General features: G+C 66.8%; 9 protein-coding genes. 3 read left to right on the plus strand and 6 right to left on the minus strand.

Going from position 1 to position 16509, the window contains the following annotated elements; all coding sequences use genetic code 11:
- Positions 1–66 precede the first annotated feature (66 nt).
- The gene (locus IEW02_RS23885) at positions 67–402 is read left to right on the plus strand and encodes a nuclear transport factor 2 family protein (RefSeq protein WP_188547763.1); all 336 of its coding nucleotides are present in this window, start codon (positions 67–69) and stop codon (positions 400–402) included.
- A gap of 9 nt (positions 403–411) precedes the next feature.
- Entirely contained in the window at positions 412–2268 is a 1857-nt protein-coding gene (locus IEW02_RS23890; protein ID WP_188547765.1) for a dipeptidyl-peptidase 5, read from the plus strand.
- Positions 2269–2717: 449 nt separating this feature from the next.
- Here IEW02_RS23890 and IEW02_RS23895 read toward each other — a convergent pair whose 3' ends face one another.
- The gene (locus tag IEW02_RS23895; RefSeq protein ID WP_188547767.1) at positions 2718–6251 is read right to left on the minus strand and encodes a heterodisulfide reductase-related iron-sulfur binding cluster; all 3534 of its coding nucleotides are present in this window, start codon (positions 6249–6251) and stop codon (positions 2718–2720) included.
- A gap of 447 nt (positions 6252–6698) precedes the next feature.
- On the opposite strand from IEW02_RS23895, the gene IEW02_RS23900 reads away from it, so the two are divergent.
- A complete protein-coding gene (locus IEW02_RS23900) occupies positions 6699–7337 on the plus strand; it encodes a DUF8020 domain-containing protein (RefSeq protein ID WP_188547768.1) in 639 nt (212 codons plus the stop codon).
- 446 nt (positions 7338–7783) lie between these two features.
- On the opposite strand, the gene IEW02_RS23905 is transcribed toward IEW02_RS23900, so the two are convergent.
- The 5 genes from IEW02_RS23905 to IEW02_RS23925 form a co-directional block, all read right to left on the minus strand.
- On the minus strand, positions 7784–9124 hold the full coding sequence (locus tag IEW02_RS23905) for a S1 family peptidase (RefSeq protein WP_229746286.1): 1341 nt from the start codon (positions 9122–9124) through the stop codon (positions 7784–7786).
- Between the two features lie 106 nt (positions 9125–9230).
- Positions 9231–10829 (minus strand): Hsp70 family protein, encoded by a 1599-nt coding sequence (locus IEW02_RS23910; RefSeq protein ID WP_188547770.1) that lies wholly within the window; start codon positions 10827–10829, stop codon positions 9231–9233.
- A gap of 72 nt (positions 10830–10901) precedes the next feature.
- Positions 10902–11972, minus strand: a complete 1071-nt coding sequence (locus IEW02_RS23915) for a hypothetical protein (RefSeq protein ID WP_188547772.1) — start codon at positions 11970–11972, stop codon at positions 10902–10904.
- 5 nt (positions 11973–11977) lie between these two features.
- Positions 11978–14530, minus strand: a complete 2553-nt coding sequence (locus IEW02_RS23920) for a helix-turn-helix domain-containing protein (protein WP_229746287.1) — start codon at positions 14528–14530, stop codon at positions 11978–11980.
- 6 nt (positions 14531–14536) lie between these two features.
- Positions 14537–16330, minus strand: a complete 1794-nt coding sequence (locus IEW02_RS23925) for an Hsp70 family protein (protein ID WP_188547773.1) — start codon at positions 16328–16330, stop codon at positions 14537–14539.
- Positions 16331–16509 lie beyond the last annotated feature (179 nt).

A 16509-nucleotide genomic window follows, 5' to 3' on the forward strand; every position in this document is an offset into this window, starting at 1 on the left:
GCAGATTCTAGACTCCATGAATACCATCTGTTGGACTTCTGGAGATGGCGGTTGCATCGTGGAGTCATGACCACAGAAACCATTGCACGCACCTACTTCGACGCCTGGAAGAACAAGGACTTCGAGACTCTGGGCAGCGTCCTCGCCGACGATGTGAGCTTCCGGGGTCCGCTCGCCACCGTCGACGGCAAAGAGGACTGCCTCCGCGGACTGAAAGGCATGTCGCAGATCATCGACGACATCGTGGTGGAGAAGGTCTTCGTCGACGGGTCCGACGTCGTGACCTGGTTCGTACTGCACACGAGCGTGGCGAAGCCGGCTCCGACAGCGAACTGGAGCCACATCGAGGACGGCAAGATCACCCGAATTCGTGTCACGTTCGACGCGACCGACTTTCGCTAGGCTCGCCGGGTGACGACTGCGCCTTACGGAACCTGGACCTCACCCATCACTGCCGCCGACCTTGCCGCGAGCGGACACCCGGTCTCGGGAGCCCGCTTCGTCGGCAACGAGGTGTGGTGGGCGGAATCCCGGCCGACGGAGGGCGGCAGGACCGCCATCAGGAAAGCCGGCCCCGTGAACGTGATCGAAGCACCGTTCGATGCTCGCACCACTGTGCACGAGTACGGCGGCGGCGCGTGGGCCGTCAGCGACGACGGTCGCCTCGTGTTCAGCAACATGTCCGACCAGCGCGTGTACGTCGTGAACGACGGTGTGCCGACCGCCCTCACGCCGGACACCGGAAGCCGCGCTCGTTACGGTGAGCTGTCGGTCCGCGGTGACGAGATCTGGTGTGTCCGAGAGACTCACAGCCCGGGCGGTCGGATCCGACGCGACATCTGCGTCGTTCCGTTGGACGGGTCGCCGGCTCGATCGGTGGTGTCCGGGTCCCGCTTCCTTGCCTTCCCACGCGTGTCGCCCGACGGTCGTCGACTCGCCTGGATCGCCTGGGATCACCCGCAGATGCCCTGGGATGGAACCGAACTCCGGTGCGCGTACCTCGGTGCCGACGGAACAGTGGGTGAATGGACCGTGCTCGCGGGCGGTCCGGAGGAGTCCGTGCTGCAGCCCGAGTGGATCGACAACGACGACCTCTACGCCATCAGTGACATCAGCGGGTGGTGGAACATCTACCGCTTCGAGGTCGAGGGCGGACTGCCCACCCCGATCGGTGCCGTCGACGCCGACATCGGAGCGCCGTTGTGGCAGTTGGGATCCCACTGGTTCGCGCCGGTCGACGACCGTCTGCTCACCGTCCGCACGGTCGGCACCGACACCCTGGCGTTTCTCGACCCCGCCACCGGCCAATTCACCGATATTGACCTCGGCGATCACACGAGCGTCGACCTGCTCGAGGTCGACGGCACCCGCGTTCTGTTGCGGACCGGCGGCGCGACCGTGCCGTCGGGCATCCGCATTCTCGACTCGACCACGATGGAACTCACCGACATTCGGCTCGCACTCGACGACGTCCCCGACACCGTCTATCTGCCTGTGGCGCAACAGATGACGTTCCAAGGGCCCGAGCGGGAGGTGCACACGGTCGTCTACCCGCCGCGCAACCCCGAGTACACCGGACCGGACGGGACATTGCCGCCGTTCATCGCGTTCGTGCACGGCGGACCGACCGCCCACGTGGCGCCTCGCCTCGACACCGTCTACGCGTTCTTCACCTCCCGCGGGTACGGCGTCGTCGACGTGAACTACGGCGGATCCAGCGGGTACGGCCGCGAGTACCGCAACCGCCTGCGCGGTCAGTGGGGAGTCGTCGACGTCGAGGACACGGTGGCCGCCGTGCGCGGACTCGCCGAACAGGGCATCGCCGACGGGTCTCGCCTTGCCATCGAAGGCGGGTCGGCGGGAGGGTGGACCGTTCTGGCCGCACTGACCTCGTCCGACGTGTTCGCTTGCGGTGCTTCGTATTACGGCGTCGCCGAGCTAGAGAAGTTCGTGAAGGAGACGCACGATTTCGAATCGCGATACATCGACGGCCTGATCGGGCCACTCCCCGAAGCGGCGGAGCTCTACCGTAGCCGGGCGCCCCTGAACAACGTGGACGGACTGAACTGCCCCGTTCTGTTGCTGCAGGGACTCAACGATCCCATCGTCACTCCCGCGCAGGCCGAGCGGTTCCGTGACGCACTGGTGAAGAAGGGCATCCCGCACCGGTACATCGCCTATCCCGGCGAGGCCCACGGTTTCCGCAGGGCCGAGACCATCATCGACGCGCGGGAGTCGGAGCTGGCGTTCTACAACCAGTATCTGTGACGGCTTTGCTTGTGTGGGGGGGCGTCGGGCTGAGCTGGGCTGCTGACTGCGACCTGAATGTGTAACTGCGAGTGAAATTTTCAGCGACTCGCGGGTAGGTTTGGGCCGGTCTGTTTCGCGCTGCTTGTGAAGGATTGTCCGCGGATGGCGCGGTAAATGCTTCACGACCGCGCCCGTCGCTCGTCACGCGAACCAGGTGGGCGCGGGTCGGCTCGTTTCGCGTCGCTTTTGAAGGATTGTCCGCGGATGGCGGGGTAAATGCTTCACAACCGCACCCGTCGCTCGACCTGCGGACAGGGGGCGTGGGCCTGGCTCGTTTCGCGCTGCTTGTGAAGGATAGTCCGCGGCTGCCGCGGTAAATGCTTCACAACCGCACCCGTCGCTCGACCCGCGAACAGCAAAACACCCCTACCGGTGAACCGGTAGGGGTGCTTGCGTGGAGCCTGTACCTAGCCCCGCTTGCCCGGGGCCTTTGCACCCGACTTGAACCCGAGGCCGCCAGCCTTCGGCTTGGGCGGTGCCGGGGCGTCGGACCCGTTGGCGTCGGATCCGTTGGCCTCAGCGGAAGGAGCCTTGGCCTCGGAGGCGGGAGCCTCGGATCCGTTGGCCTCGGATCCGTTGGCCTCGGCAGAAGGAGCCTTGGCCTCGGCGGCGGGAGCCTCGGCAGCGGGGGCGTCGGATCCGTTGGCCTCAGCGGAAGGAGCCTTGGCCTCGGAGGCGGGAGCCTCGGATCCGTTGGCCTCGGATCCGTTGGCCTCGGCAGAAGGAGCCTTGGCCTCGGAGGCGGGAGCCCCAGAACCGTTGGACTCGGCAGAAGGAGCCTTCGCCTCGGAGGCGGGAGCCTCGGCAGCGGGGGCCTCGGAACCGTTGGCCTCAGCGGAAGGAGCCTTCGCCTCGGATCCGTTGGCCTCTGCAGCCGGAGCCGTGGCCGGCGCTGCCGCGCCTGCACCCGGTGCCTTCGCGCCCGGCTTCTTGAACCCGGACTTCACCGCGAGTCCCTTGGCCTTGACCGTGGGCTTGACCTCGGCCGCAGCGACATCAGCCGCCGCACTGTCGGTCGATGCCTCCGGCGCAGACGCCGCTGGGGCAGATGCTTCTGCAGCAGGTGTCGATGCGGGTGCATCGGCAGTGTCAGCAGCAGGTGCCGACGCCTCCGCAGCGGGCGCTGCCGCAGGCTTCCCCGGCGCCTTCGCGCCCGGCTTCTTGAAACCGGACTTCACGGCCAGGCCCTTGGGCTTGACGGTCGGAGTGACCTCCGTGGCGGGAGTCGCCGACTCGGCCGACGACGGTGTCTCGGCGGCGGGTTCCGAGGAGGCGGCGGCGGCGGGCGCAGCGGCAGGCTTCGCGCCCGGAGCCTTGCCCTTGACCTGTAGACCCTTCGCGCCCGGAGCCTTCGCGCCACCGGCCATCTTCAATCCACCGGCCTTGGGTGCCGGAGTCTCGGACGGTGCCTCAGCTTCGGTGGAGGCCTTCGCCTCTGCCGGAGCCGCCTTGGCACCGGGAGCCTTGGCGCCGGGGGCTTTCGCGCCCGGAGCCTTTGCGAGGCCCTTCATCTTCAGGCCCTTGGCGGGCGCCGACGTCGCGACATCTGCCGACGAGTCGGCGGGCTCCTCGACAGGAGCGACACGTCCCGCTTCACGCTCCGCGGCCTTGTCCTCGGTGGCCACGGACGCCGTGACGGTCTTGCCGACGGGCTCTTCCGCGTCGACGGTCGTCACCGAGCTGTCGTCGGCCGGCTTCTCGCGGGGAACGACCTTGATGTTCTGGCCGAGCTTGGCCGCATCGACGCGAGAGATCGACCCGAGCAGCAGCTGTGAGACGTCCACGACCTCGACTGCATCGGGAGCGTCGGCTTCCTGGCGAGCGGTCACACCGTCGCTGAGCATCACGCGGCAGAAGGGGCAACCGGTCGCAATCTTCTTGGGCGACATGGACAGTGCCTCGTCGACGCGGTCGATGTTGATGCGCTTGCCGATCTTCTCTTCCATCCACATGCGCGCACCGCCGGCGCCACAGCACATGGACCGCTCGCCGTGGCGAGGCATTTCCTTCAGGTTCGAACCTGAAGCAGCCATGAGCTCGCGGGGAGCGTCGTACACCTTGTTGTGACGGCCCAGGAAGCACGGGTCGTGGTACGTGATGTCCTCTTGCACGGACGCAACCGGGATCAGCTTCTTGGCACGGACGAGACGGTTCAGCAGCTGAGTGTGGTGGACCACCTCGTACTTTCCGCCGACCTGCGGGTACTCGTTGCCCAACGCGTTGAAGCAGTGGGCGCACGTGACGACGATCTTCCGCTTGTCCTCGGGGGTGCCTTCGAAGACCGCGTTCAGCGTCTCGATGTTCTGCATCGCGAGCTGCTGGAACAGGAACTCGTTACCGGCACGGCGCGCCGAGTCGCCGGTGCAGGTTTCCTCGGCACCGAGAACCATGAACTTCACGCCTGCGGTGGCGAGCAATTCGGCGACAGCCTTCGTGGTGCGCTTCGCGCGATCCTCGTACGCTCCCGCGCACCCCACCCAGAAGAGGTACTCGTAGTCGTCGAAACTGTCGGCATCCTGGCCGAAGACCGGGATGTCGAACTCCATCTCGTTGATCCAGTTGAGACGGTCCTTGGAATTCTGGCCCCAGGGGTTGCCCTTGTTCTCGAGGTTCTTGAACAGGCCGGCGAGCTCGGACGGGAACTCCGACTCGATCAGAACCTGGTAGCGCCGCATGTCGAGAATGTGGTCGACGTGCTCGATGTCCACGGGGCACTGCTCGACGCACGCGCCACAGTTGGTGCAGCTCCAGAGCACCTCGGGATCGATGATGCCGCCGAGGCCTTCGAGAGTGGTCTCACCGACGAGTGGACGTTCGGCTTCGTCACGGGCGGCCTGCGAGATCTTGGACAGTTTTGCCTCGTCCGGTTTGCCGTCGGCGTCGACCAGTCCGATTTCGTCGCCTGCCATGTCCTTGCGACCGCCGGCGAGGAGGTAAGGGGCCTTCGCGTTCGCGTGATCGCGCAGCGAGGTGATGAGGAGCTTGGGGGAGAGCGGCTTGCCGGTGTTCCACGCGGGGCACTGGGACTGGCAGCGTCCGCACTCGGTGCACGTGGTGAAGTCGAGCCAGCCCTTCCAGGAGAAGTCCTCGATCTTGCCGGCACCGAAGGCGTCGACGTCGGGGTCGGCGTCCTCCATGACGAGGACCTTGCCGCCCGACATCATCGGCTTGGCCGCGCCGAGGGCGACTCCGCCGTCGGCCTCGCGCTTGAAGTAGATGTTGAAGAACGCGCTGAACCGGTGCCAGGCAACGCCCCAGGTGATGTTGCGGCCGACGATGAGCAGCCACACCATGCCGGACATCAGCTTGACGAACGCGAAGATCGACACCATCGTCACGCTGGCGGGGAGAAGCTTGGCCAAGTTCATCGTGAAGAAGTCGGTGTACGGGTTGGAGTGTCCGTAGGTGGCGATCTTGCCCGCCTTCACGAAGATCATGCCCAGACCCTCGAGCAGCACGACGAACTCGACGAAGTACGCGGCGCGGAAGTTGGACCCGCTGAAGCGAGAGAGGCGTTCCGGATCGCGCGGATGGTTGCGCTGGCGGATGACCATCAGGGTGACGATGCCGACGACGGTTCCGATACCGAGAATCTCGTCCATCAGGTGGTAGATGGCCCAGTCGCCGAAGATCGGCCAGTGGAACTCGGGGTTGAACGTCTGGCCGTACGCCTCGAACCAGAGGATTGCGCCGAGCATGAAGCCGATCATGACGAGCCAGTGAGCCCAGCCGACAGTGCGGAACTTGTTCATGCGTGTGTGCGCAGCGAACTCGATGCACATCTGCTTGAACCGTGGCACGAACGGCCCCATGCGGGTGCGGTCCGGCTGGCCCAGCGCGATGCTCCGCAGAATCGTGACGACTCCGCGGAAGAAGTAAGCCCAGCACACGAGGCTCAGCAGGGCACCGAACGTGCCCAACGAGATCGTCAGCGCATTCATGTGGTCGCCTTTCGTTCTGGCGACGGGTGTCGCCGGGAGTCGGCCTCCGAATTGGTGAGAAGCCAACCACAGCTACCGACCAGTAACTTATGGACGATTACTCATCGGTAACATAACACTTGTGCGTCTTGCTGCCCAGGTCGGACGTGGGGTTGGACCGCCTTGAACCGGGCAATGTGCTCACGGTATGCGGTGGGTGCGACACCCCCTCAGCACAGGTATTCCTAACTTCGATCACAGGTGCGCAACGGAACAGCACGCACGGTCGGTCTTTACTGTTATTCTTCGTCGACTCGAGACCTCTCGTAACGAACGTGCATCCCTCGGACGCGCGCTTTATCGGAACGGTCTCGAATCGAAACCTCCGTGTTGTTACTGCGTGACCGCCCCGTTACTGTGATCCAGAGTCGGGACGGCTTGCTCAAACGAAGAAATGAGAATCACTAGATGAATCTGCGGCGACTCGTAGCGACCTCCGCCCTGGTTATTGCCTCGATGGGCGTGTACGCGGGCACTGCATACGCAGACCCCACACCTCCCGCGACGACCGATGGCGCGAGCGACATCAATTACAGCGCCAAGGTCGAGGGCCAGGGTGTTGTCACCACTGTCGACGCGGGCGTCTTCAAGGTGACCGACGACGGCAAGTCCGTCGAGCTCCTCGACAACAAGAACAATTCGGTTCTCGTTCTTCCGGTGTCGTTGAACCTGAACGGGATCGAGTTCCCGTTCGAGACCACCATCACCAACGAGGGACGCACCGTCACGCTGTTCCCGAACATGGCGGCACCGTCCATCGCCCCGGCTGAGACCCAGGTTGCTTCGCCCGACGAGAACCTCAAGGCGATGCAGAACTTCACCTCGCAGCTCGGTCTTGCAAGTGCAATCGGTGGTCTGACCGGAACGATCATCGGCGCAGTCGTCGGCGGAATCATCTTCCCGGGCGTCGGACTGGTGACCGGTGCAGGAGTCGGCGGCGTCCTCGGCACCATTGCCGCAGGCGGACCGACCCTGGTCATCGCGGGCATCGACTACCTCAACACCCTGAACGCAGCACCCGGCACCACGCAGTGGGCCACCAAGTAACACGCTCCACCAGAACCACAGAAGCCGCCACCGAATTCGTTCGGTGGCGGCTTCGTTCGTCGATAAGGCCGTTGCTCGAGGATCGGTGAAACAGGAAAGCCCCGACCCATCGAAAATGGATCGGGGCTTTCGAGGACGTTCACATCAGGAATAGCCGAGAATCTGTCCGGCGTTCAGACCGATGTTCCACGAGTACTGAAAAATGGTCCAACTCAAGTCGAACAACGAAGAACCCATTACAAATCTCCTGTGTCGAAGTGGGGATTCCGGTGCATGAACCGAAACCTACTCGGTGAGATGTTTCAGGCGGCAGAAACAAACCGCTGGTTCACCTCATGGATGGAACACTACCCGAGAACGGTCGCTCGTGTCCTTCTCCCGACGCTTCCCGAAGAGGCTTCCGTCGGCGCTTCCGACGGCGCCAGAATGCACCCGAAAGGCAACGGTCAGGCCGGCGACAGCGACGTTCTGATCGTCGCTCCCGTGGCGTCCACGACACGCTCCACCGGAATTCCGAGGCTTGCCGTTCCGCCGTACTGCGCGAGAGCCAGATTGGCCTCCGAACAGCTCGGGGCGCCGCCACTGTTGGAGCCGCTGGTGATTCCCAAGGCGAGCGTGCCCGTGACGATCGCGCCGCCGCTGTCACCCGACAGGGTGCAGGCAGTGCTGGCGAAACCGTCGATGGTGCGCGACGTTCCGTCTTCCATCAACAGCTGAGTTTCGACGTGGTCGGCCGCGACGACACCGCACGTGAACGACGACGACTGTCCGGACTTGCACACCGGCGCTCCCACAACGGGTTCCGCAGTTCCGGTGATGGTGAGGGCGCCGCCGTTGGCGCCGCGCACGGTCGGCTTGTCCAGTCCGGCAGCAACTCCGGCGGCGTTCAGCGAAATGGAGGCATAGTCCAGACCGTCCGCCGCGCCTACGCTGGAGCCGTCGAACGTTCCGACGGGTCGGCTCTTACGCACGTCGGCGTAGTCGGGCAGGAACACGGTGGCACCGCCGGCGCCGGTGCTGTTGTTCGGATTGCAGTGTCCTGCAGTCAGATTGACGGGGTCACCCGATGCGCTCTCCGCGTTGAACCCGAAGGAACAGACACCGATGTCCACGAGCGACGCAGATTCGATGGACGAGGTGGTCGTGACATAGGTGTCGCCGCCCATCGCGCCGGGAGCGTTCGGGGCCGCCGGGACCGGGGCGAGCACCACCTGAAGATTGGCAATCAGCGTCGGGAGATTCAGGACCCGCCCGATGTCGGTGTTGGCCACGTCGACAACGACGCGGTTGTTCAAGAAATCGATTCCGGCGGAATTGATCTGGGACGAGATCTCCCGCGGCAAAGCCGACGCCCACCGATTGAACTCGTCGAGACTGGCCTCGAGGCCGTCCGCGGAGACCGGCGCCTGGCGCGTCTGATATCCGTCGCGGGCAACCTCACGAGCGGCTTCGTCGGTGGTCACGGCGACCACCGGAACGCCGTCGTCACCGATCCACGCACCGGCGTAGTCGGAGGGGTGCTGGGCCCGGAAATCGTCTGCGTAACTGCGCAGTCGCTGCGCGTCGGACGCGCGCTGGAGATACTGCTCGGGGGACATCTTCAGGTCGCGCGCGATTGCGTCGACGAGTTCGGTGGGCAACTGGTCCACGGACAACTGCGTGACGTCGGCGGGAGCGGCCGAGGCCGGTACGACACACAGGCCGAGCGAGATCAAACAAGCCCCTCCGAGTACCGCTGCGCGTAGTCGAAATGTTCCCGCGGTGCGTGCGGCCCCCGTGTAACGCATGTAAACCCTTCGTCGCCGTACATCTGTGTCGCAGGTGAATCGTTCCCGACGCTCGAGCATAGGGCATCGAGCGTGCCCCTCGATTCGTTGCGCAAAACGACGGCGCCTAGCCACCAGCCTTCGTGGTCGTCGTCGTGGTGGTCGGCGGCGTTGTGGTGGAACCGGTCGTGGTGGTGACGGTGGTGGTCGTGGTGGTCACGGCGGTCGTCGTCGTGGCCGCAGGAGGGGTCGTGGTGGTGACGACGGTCTCCGGCGGCGGGGGCGGTGCTGGCGGAGGTGGAACGAATGCGGGCTCGGACTCGTCCGTGGTCGGTTCGTCGTACGTCTCGTAGTAGGTCGGCTCCTCGTAGACCGTGACGGTCGTCGACGGGGGAGCCGGGGTGGTGGGCGCGACGGTGGGGGTGGGGCGCGCGTCCGAGGTCGTCACCTCGGGTGCGAGAACCTGTTCGGACGCGGTCGGGCCGTCGTTGTTCGACGACGTGTAGCCGACGGCTGCCGCCGTTCCGCCGACGGCCAGCAGGCCGAAGGCGGCAGCGGCGACGATGGTCGCTCGCTTCGACGGTCGCTTGCGCCTGGGCACACCCGTCGCGGTCGGGTCGACCGAGCCCGCCGGCAGCACCGCGGAGAAGGCCTCGCTCGCGGGTACCGCCGCGGCCACGGGCACGAAGGCGACGGTCTCGGCGTCGGGGTCGTCGCCGGCCCAGTCCGGGTCGACGGCAGTCAAGGCAGCCCCGTGTGCGGCGGCGTACTGCTCGACGACGACGGCCGGGCCGAACCCGGCGAAGGCCGCCGACAGCGAGGTCAGGGACGCGCTACCGCCGACCAGGATCACCGCGTCGAGCGCGGAGCGGTTGAGGCCGTGCGCGAGGAGGCAGTCGTCGACGAGGCCCGGCGCAGTCCCGACCGAGCGAAATATCAACGACTCCAGCGTCGTCCTGGCGACGGGAACGTCCATGGTTACGCCGGGCAGTTCCACGGCGACGGTTGTCGCGATCAGTGTCGACAGCTCGATCTTGGCGTTCTCGCAGCGTCGACGGAGTTCGATCAGTGCGATGCGGGTCGGTGGGTCGTCGACATCGATCTCGTGACCGTGATCGGCGACGATCCCCAGCACGTGCACCAGCAGCGCCTGGGTGAAGCCGTCACCGCTGGGAGAGGACACCTGCAGGTGGGTGTCGCCGACGGCAGGAGTGCCGAGGAGCGTGACGGTGGTCCCGTCGACTCCGACGTCGACCACGGCGGCGGGCCCGTCCGATTCGGTCGGCGTCTGCGTTGCCCACCAGGTGGAAACGGCGTCGATCTCGGGGACGAAACGAGCTCGGGCGAGTCCGACGGCGTCGAAGGAGTCGGCGAGTGCGCGGAGGTCGGCTTGGTCCCAGGCGGGCGGCGCGGCCACGGTGATCGTGGGGGCGGCCTGCAGGTCGTAGAGCGCGGTGACCGTGTCGATCAGTCCGAAGGCGACGTTCGCGACGAGGTCTTCTGCGAAGTACGAATTGCCGTCGGACAGGGCCACGCCACTGGGGTCACCGACACGGGAGACGAAGCCGCGTACGGCGGCGGAACCGTCGCCGAGTGCCACGGTCCCGTCCTCGCGCAGGACCAACGCGGTGGGACTGGTGAACACCACGTCCTCGGCGTCGTCCTGGGTTCGGCACACGACCACCGAGGTGGCATTGCCGATCGAGAGCCCGAGACGAGCTACCACAGCGACGATCACCCCCCTGGCGAACCGGACATCGACTGATCACGGTACCGCCACCGTCCGCGCGGGGTGTGGCTACGGACTTTCCGCGCACCCCAGTGGGAAGCACGGCGGAAAGCTGACGCCGGGTCGTCGCGTCGTCGTGACCGGGGCTTCCGACGTCTCCGGAGCCTCGCTCACCGACGGCTCGGTGGGTTGATCGACGGTGGGGACAGGTGGCAGGTCGACCACGACGGGGGCGGGCTCCGGTGCTGCTGGGGGCGGTAACTCCGTCGACTCGGGGGTGTAGACGGGTGTCGGTGTGCTCGCGGCGGTGGTGGGAAAATCGACCGGCCCGGCGGTGGATTGCGTCGTCGTCGCACCGGACGCGGTGCTGTTCGCGCTCTCCGCGCTCTCGATGGCCGGGACGGGAGTCTCGGGCGTGTTCGACTGTGCGACCACACCGACAATTCCGGCCGTCAGCAGAAGTCCTGACGTCACGACAGCACCCACTAGAAACGCAGTGCGACGACGTGCACCGGACGTGCGCGTCGGCGTCGCCTCGACGGGAGCGATCGGGGGCACAGCGGCATACGCGGCGACGGTCGCCGCATCCGAGGCACCCGCGGTGAACGAATCCGTCGACGGGTCGACCGCCGCGGCGTCGGCAGCGAGGAGAGCTGCGCCGACGGCCGCCGCCGCTTCCGCCTTCGGTGCGCGCGAGCGCAGAGACGGTGTGTCGGGCGTCAGCGACACGTCCGACAGACCGATGAAGTTCATGGCTTCACGCAGCAATTCGACCTGCTCGGACGTCCAGCCGGTGGGGTAGGCCGCCGTCGCGGGCACATTCCCCGCCGGTCCCGCCACGTCACGCAACAGGACGAACAGTGTGGTGACGACGAGGTCCTCGGCGCGCATCGCGACGCCCTGCGCGGACGTGACGCCTGCCGGGTCACCGACACGGTCGACGAAGTCACGGGCCGAATCGAGGCCGGACTCGGCGGGCTCGCCGAGCGACGAACTGCCGTCGACTCCGAGGGTCAGAACCGTCGGAACTGCGATGGGTTCTTCGACCGGCAGACCCGTGGAGACGTCGAGCAAGACCGCCGTCGACATGGTGTTCGTGACGTGGAGACCTGCTACTCGAGCCGGCTGTGGAGATGTCATTGCGGTCAGTCCAGTTGCTTGGTGGGGAACGGCGCAGTCTCGGATGGTGAGTAGCCCGCTGCGCGAAGCATAGACAACATCTCCGACCGGGAACCAGCCCCGAGCCGCCTTCTGATGCGAGCAACGTGGTGCTCGACGGTTTTGGCGGAGATGAACAACCGCGAACCGATTTCCTTGTACGTGAGTCCGAGGACGAGCGCACCGGCCACCTCGGCTTCGCGGTCGGTGAGCGGACCGGTGGGAGCGGGGGCCGCGTCGTCCCGATCCGTAGGCGCAGTGGCGGGGTTGCCCACCTGCCGCGCTGTCTGCAGCAGTGTCGTGGCGGACCGCGTGTCCGTCACACGGAGCGCCGCCTCACTCGCCAGCCGTGCGCCGTCCCACGACAACCCCAGACCTTCCAGTGTGCGGGCGGACGCCTCGACCTCGGCTGCGTCCGGCTCACCCTGCAGGACTCGCAACCAGGCGCGTCCGGCTGCTGCCAGTCCGGCCGCATACGCGCTGGACTGCGCTGCGACACCCAGTGCGCGAGCGTGCGGCAGCAAGGCGGCCGGGTCCTCGGACAGGATTGCCGCCTGAACTCCGTACCAATTCCAGGTGGAGGACCACGTGACCGGTTCGCCGAGGTCGACGAGCAGAACCCTGGCCCGGTCGACGAGATGCGCCACCCGCTCCGAGTCACCGAGACGGATTGCGGCGAGCCATAATTCGCCCAGTGGGAGAAGGGAGAACAGGTCGACTTCCACCTCCGCGACGATGTGCTGGGCCTCGCGCCAGGCGGCGAGCAGGGCCCCGGCGTCGCCGCGCCGCCGCGCCAGACCGACACGAACTGCGCTGTCCAGCAACGCTTCCCGATGCGGAAGCTCGGAGGTGGAGACGGCGGAGATCTCGGCGAACGCTCCGGCGAGGTCCCCAGCGATCATCGTGGTCCACGCCAGCAGCAGACGGAAGCGGTTCGCGTCCGACGACCCGGCCGGCTCCGCGTCGAGTGCGCGCACGAGGATGGAGCGGGCACCGGAGAGGTCACCGGTGTGCAGGCAGAGCAGTGCGGCAGCGGCGGCCGCCGAATCCGGTTCTGCGCGTGGGGTATGACCGGTTCCGGTCATCGACGCCGACCGCAGGAGAGACCCGACGGCGACGGTGGCCGAACCCGTGATCGACTCGGCGACCCCGCGAGCGAACAGCTGACCGCGGGCATTGGTGACCGTGGGTGCGCACTCGTCGGCAGCGGCGAGAAAGGCGTCAGCCCCGGTTCGGTCACCCGCGGTCAGCAACACGACGGCGGCGAGGGCTGCGTCGGGACCCACTCGGCGCACACCGAGCCACCGGTACACATCGGCTGCGCGGGAATAGGTTCCACGTCGAGTGGCGATCGAGGCTGCCACTCGGACGGCTCCGCGCAGAGCCTCCGCGTCGGCCTCCGCGCACGCCATCACGGAGTCGGCCAGACGGGCCGCGGTGTCGAGGTCGCCGGTCATCGCGGCGGCGTCCGAATAGGGGAGGGCCACCGCGGCGGCGGACGCTCCGGCGGCGAGGGCCATGTCCCAGAGTTCGCGCGCTGCACTCGGAGCGGCGGCAGAGGCGAACTCGCACAACGCATCCGCCAGGCGGAGATCCTTCACCCCTGAACGAGCTGCCGCACAAGCGATGTCGATGTGCAGCGCGCCGCGGTCGAGCTGGACACCGACGACCCTACAATGAATTCCGGTCACGGCGTGATCACCGAGCACGCTTCGCAGACCCCGGTGGGCGGAGTCCAGGAACGCGTCGGACTGGGTCAGCAAGCCGGTGCCGCGAGCTCGATCGACGGCGAGAACAGCCTCGTCACGCGTGGTCGCCGTGTCGGACACGTCGATGACGGTCTCCGGGTCCGGCGCCACTCCGAGCGCGGCCACGGCCAGGACGGTGGTGGCCAGAGGGTCGCACCTGCTGATCAGTACATGAAAGTACGCGGAGACCGCACGAGCGATCACCACGTCGGGTTCACCCTCGTCGTCCGAATACAGTTCGGACAGAGCTGAATCTACGGCGGCTTTGATACCGCCGCTTGCGCGCACGATCCGGCCGGCCACCGATGGGGACACGGCGCCGCGGTTGGTCGAGGTACGCCCCGCGACGCTGCTTCGTTCGAGAACGGCCCCGCGATCGAGCAACGGCAGCTCCACGACCGGGTTGTCCTTGCTCAGCGCAGCAGCGAGGTCGTGTAGATCCCTGTCGTGAAGGCGGGGCTCGGAGGTGGCGACGATGGTGACGTCACCGCGGGCAGCAGTCTCGCGCAGGTGCTGTCGGGCGTCGTTCCCGAGGAGGTGGGCATCGTCGATCAACAGAGCCGCACCGGACTCGATCTGCGCCATGGGGTCCGTGTGCACGACGGTTCCGTTGCGCAGCAATATCTCTCGAATGGTGTCGAGCACGGCGCTCTTGCCGGAGCCCGCCACTCCCCGCACGAATCGCAGGCGTGGCCGGGACGGCGCCGCCGCGATCTCGCGAGTCAGTGCCAGCGCGGACGGTATGGCCGCGTGGACGATCTCGGCCCGGGGCCGGGAGAGGGTGGAAGACACGGCGGGTTAGTTTCCACCGCCGGTGACACCGTTGAGAAGGTTGCCCACCGCGCCGCCCGCGGTACCTGCGACGTTGGGGACGATGCCGGCAACCCCACCTACGACGCCGCCCAAAGTGTCTCCGGTCTGATCGAGTACATCACCGGGCGTCGGACCGCTGTACGGAGGAATGCTCGGGAAGTTCTGTCCGCCCCCCGTATTCCCGCCACCGGTGTTGCCACCGCCCGTGGTCCCACCACCGGTATTCGGCGTACCCGTGTTCGGTGTACCGGCCGCCGGGGCGCCACCCGAATTGGCCGTGCCGGTGTTCTGCGTTCCGGTGTTGGGTGTCCCCGTGTTCTGCGTTCCGGTCTGCGCTGTGCCTGCGGAGTTGGATCCGCCGGCCGGGGCTGATCCGGTTGCGACCGGTGCGGCCGGATCGACAGCACCCGGAGCTGCGGAGGTGGGAGCACCCGCGACGGGTGCGACGGACGTTGTCGTCGGAGCCCCGCTCGTCGTGGTGGCGACGGCCCCGTCGGTTGTCGGGCTGTCATTCGAGGTCAGCATGGTGCCCACTCCGAGCCCACCGGCGGCGAGGAGGGCGATCGCGGCGACGGTTCCGGCGATGATCGCGATCCGCTTGCCACGTGACGTCGGGGGCTTCGTCTTCGATCGCGACACGGGCGCAGGTGGCAGTTTCGAGAGCGATCGCGGCGCCGCGGTGGCCAGCGCGGTCGACGCCACCGGCGCAGCCGCGATGGTGTCGACTTCCGATCCTGCAGAGCCGATCTCGGCCGCGAGCACGGCGGCACCGGCTGCGGAGGTCAAGGCAGGTTCGTCGTGTGCGGTGACCGGGACGCGCAGCATCGACGACACCATTTCGGCGACGAGCGGAATGGACGCTCCGCCGCCGGTGAGCAGCACCCGCGTCACCCCGGACGGGTCCACACCGCCCTGGCGCAGGGCCTCGCGAACGACGTCGAGCGACGACGTCAGCGGCTCGCGGATCATGTCCTCGAGCTCGGACCGTACGACGCGGACATCCGTGTCGACTCCCGGAAGCTGAACGGAGACAACGGTGTCCGTGTCCGTCGACAACGCCTCCTTGGCGGCGGCGCACCGCTCGCGCAGCACGGCGAGAGCGTCGACGGTTCCCGGATCGAACGGGTCGATTGTGCTCAGGTCGGCGCCGGAGGATTCGAGAACATGTTGCAGGACAGCATGATCGAACTGGGCACCGCTGATGTCCTCGCTGCGGACGGAGCGCCCGACGAGCGCGGAGTCCGCGCCGGTGCGCACGAGCGCGACATCGAGCGCGGAACCGCCGAGGTCGTAGACGACCACCATGCCGTCGCCGTCGCCGTCTACTCCGCGTCGGGCGCGCTGCAACCACGCCACGGCGGCGATGGCCTCGGGTACGTAGGTGACGTCGGTCAGTCCGTGGTGATCGGCTGCGTCGCGGAGCGCCTCGACAGTGTGACCCTGCCAATGGGTCGGGTACGCAACGACTGTCGTGGTGTCCGCCGATGCGGACGACGACGATGCCAGGCACGCCAACGTCGTCGCGTAGAGATCGTCGCCGGTGAAGGAACGGCCGTCGTCGGCCACGAGTGCGACGGGGTCGCCGACTCTGCTCGCATACCCCGTCAAGGACCCTGATCCGGAGGCCAGAACAGGCTCACGACCCGATGCCACGTCGAGAGCGGTGCGACTGACGACAGAGACGGTGCTGTCGGACTCGGAGTAGGTTTTGTCGGGCGAAACAGCCGACACTGCAATGGAAGTGGTGGATCCGACTTTCAATCCGAGCCCTGCGGTCATGCTTTCGACTCCCGTTTCGTGCGCTTGGGCGTACGCCCACGCGACCTCTTCTGACGCATGTCGCCCCGAGGGGCGATGTTGTTACTCATCACATACGAATCGACGCCATTCTGCGGGCCATTCCCCCTAATCCCCTAACGGATGTCGAATCCCCTATGCGCTGAATGGGGGATCGAAAG

Origin of the sequence: Rhodococcoides trifolii, assembly GCF_014635345.1 — a bacterium.
GTDB lineage: Bacteria > Actinomycetota > Actinomycetes > Mycobacteriales > Mycobacteriaceae > Rhodococcoides > Rhodococcoides trifolii.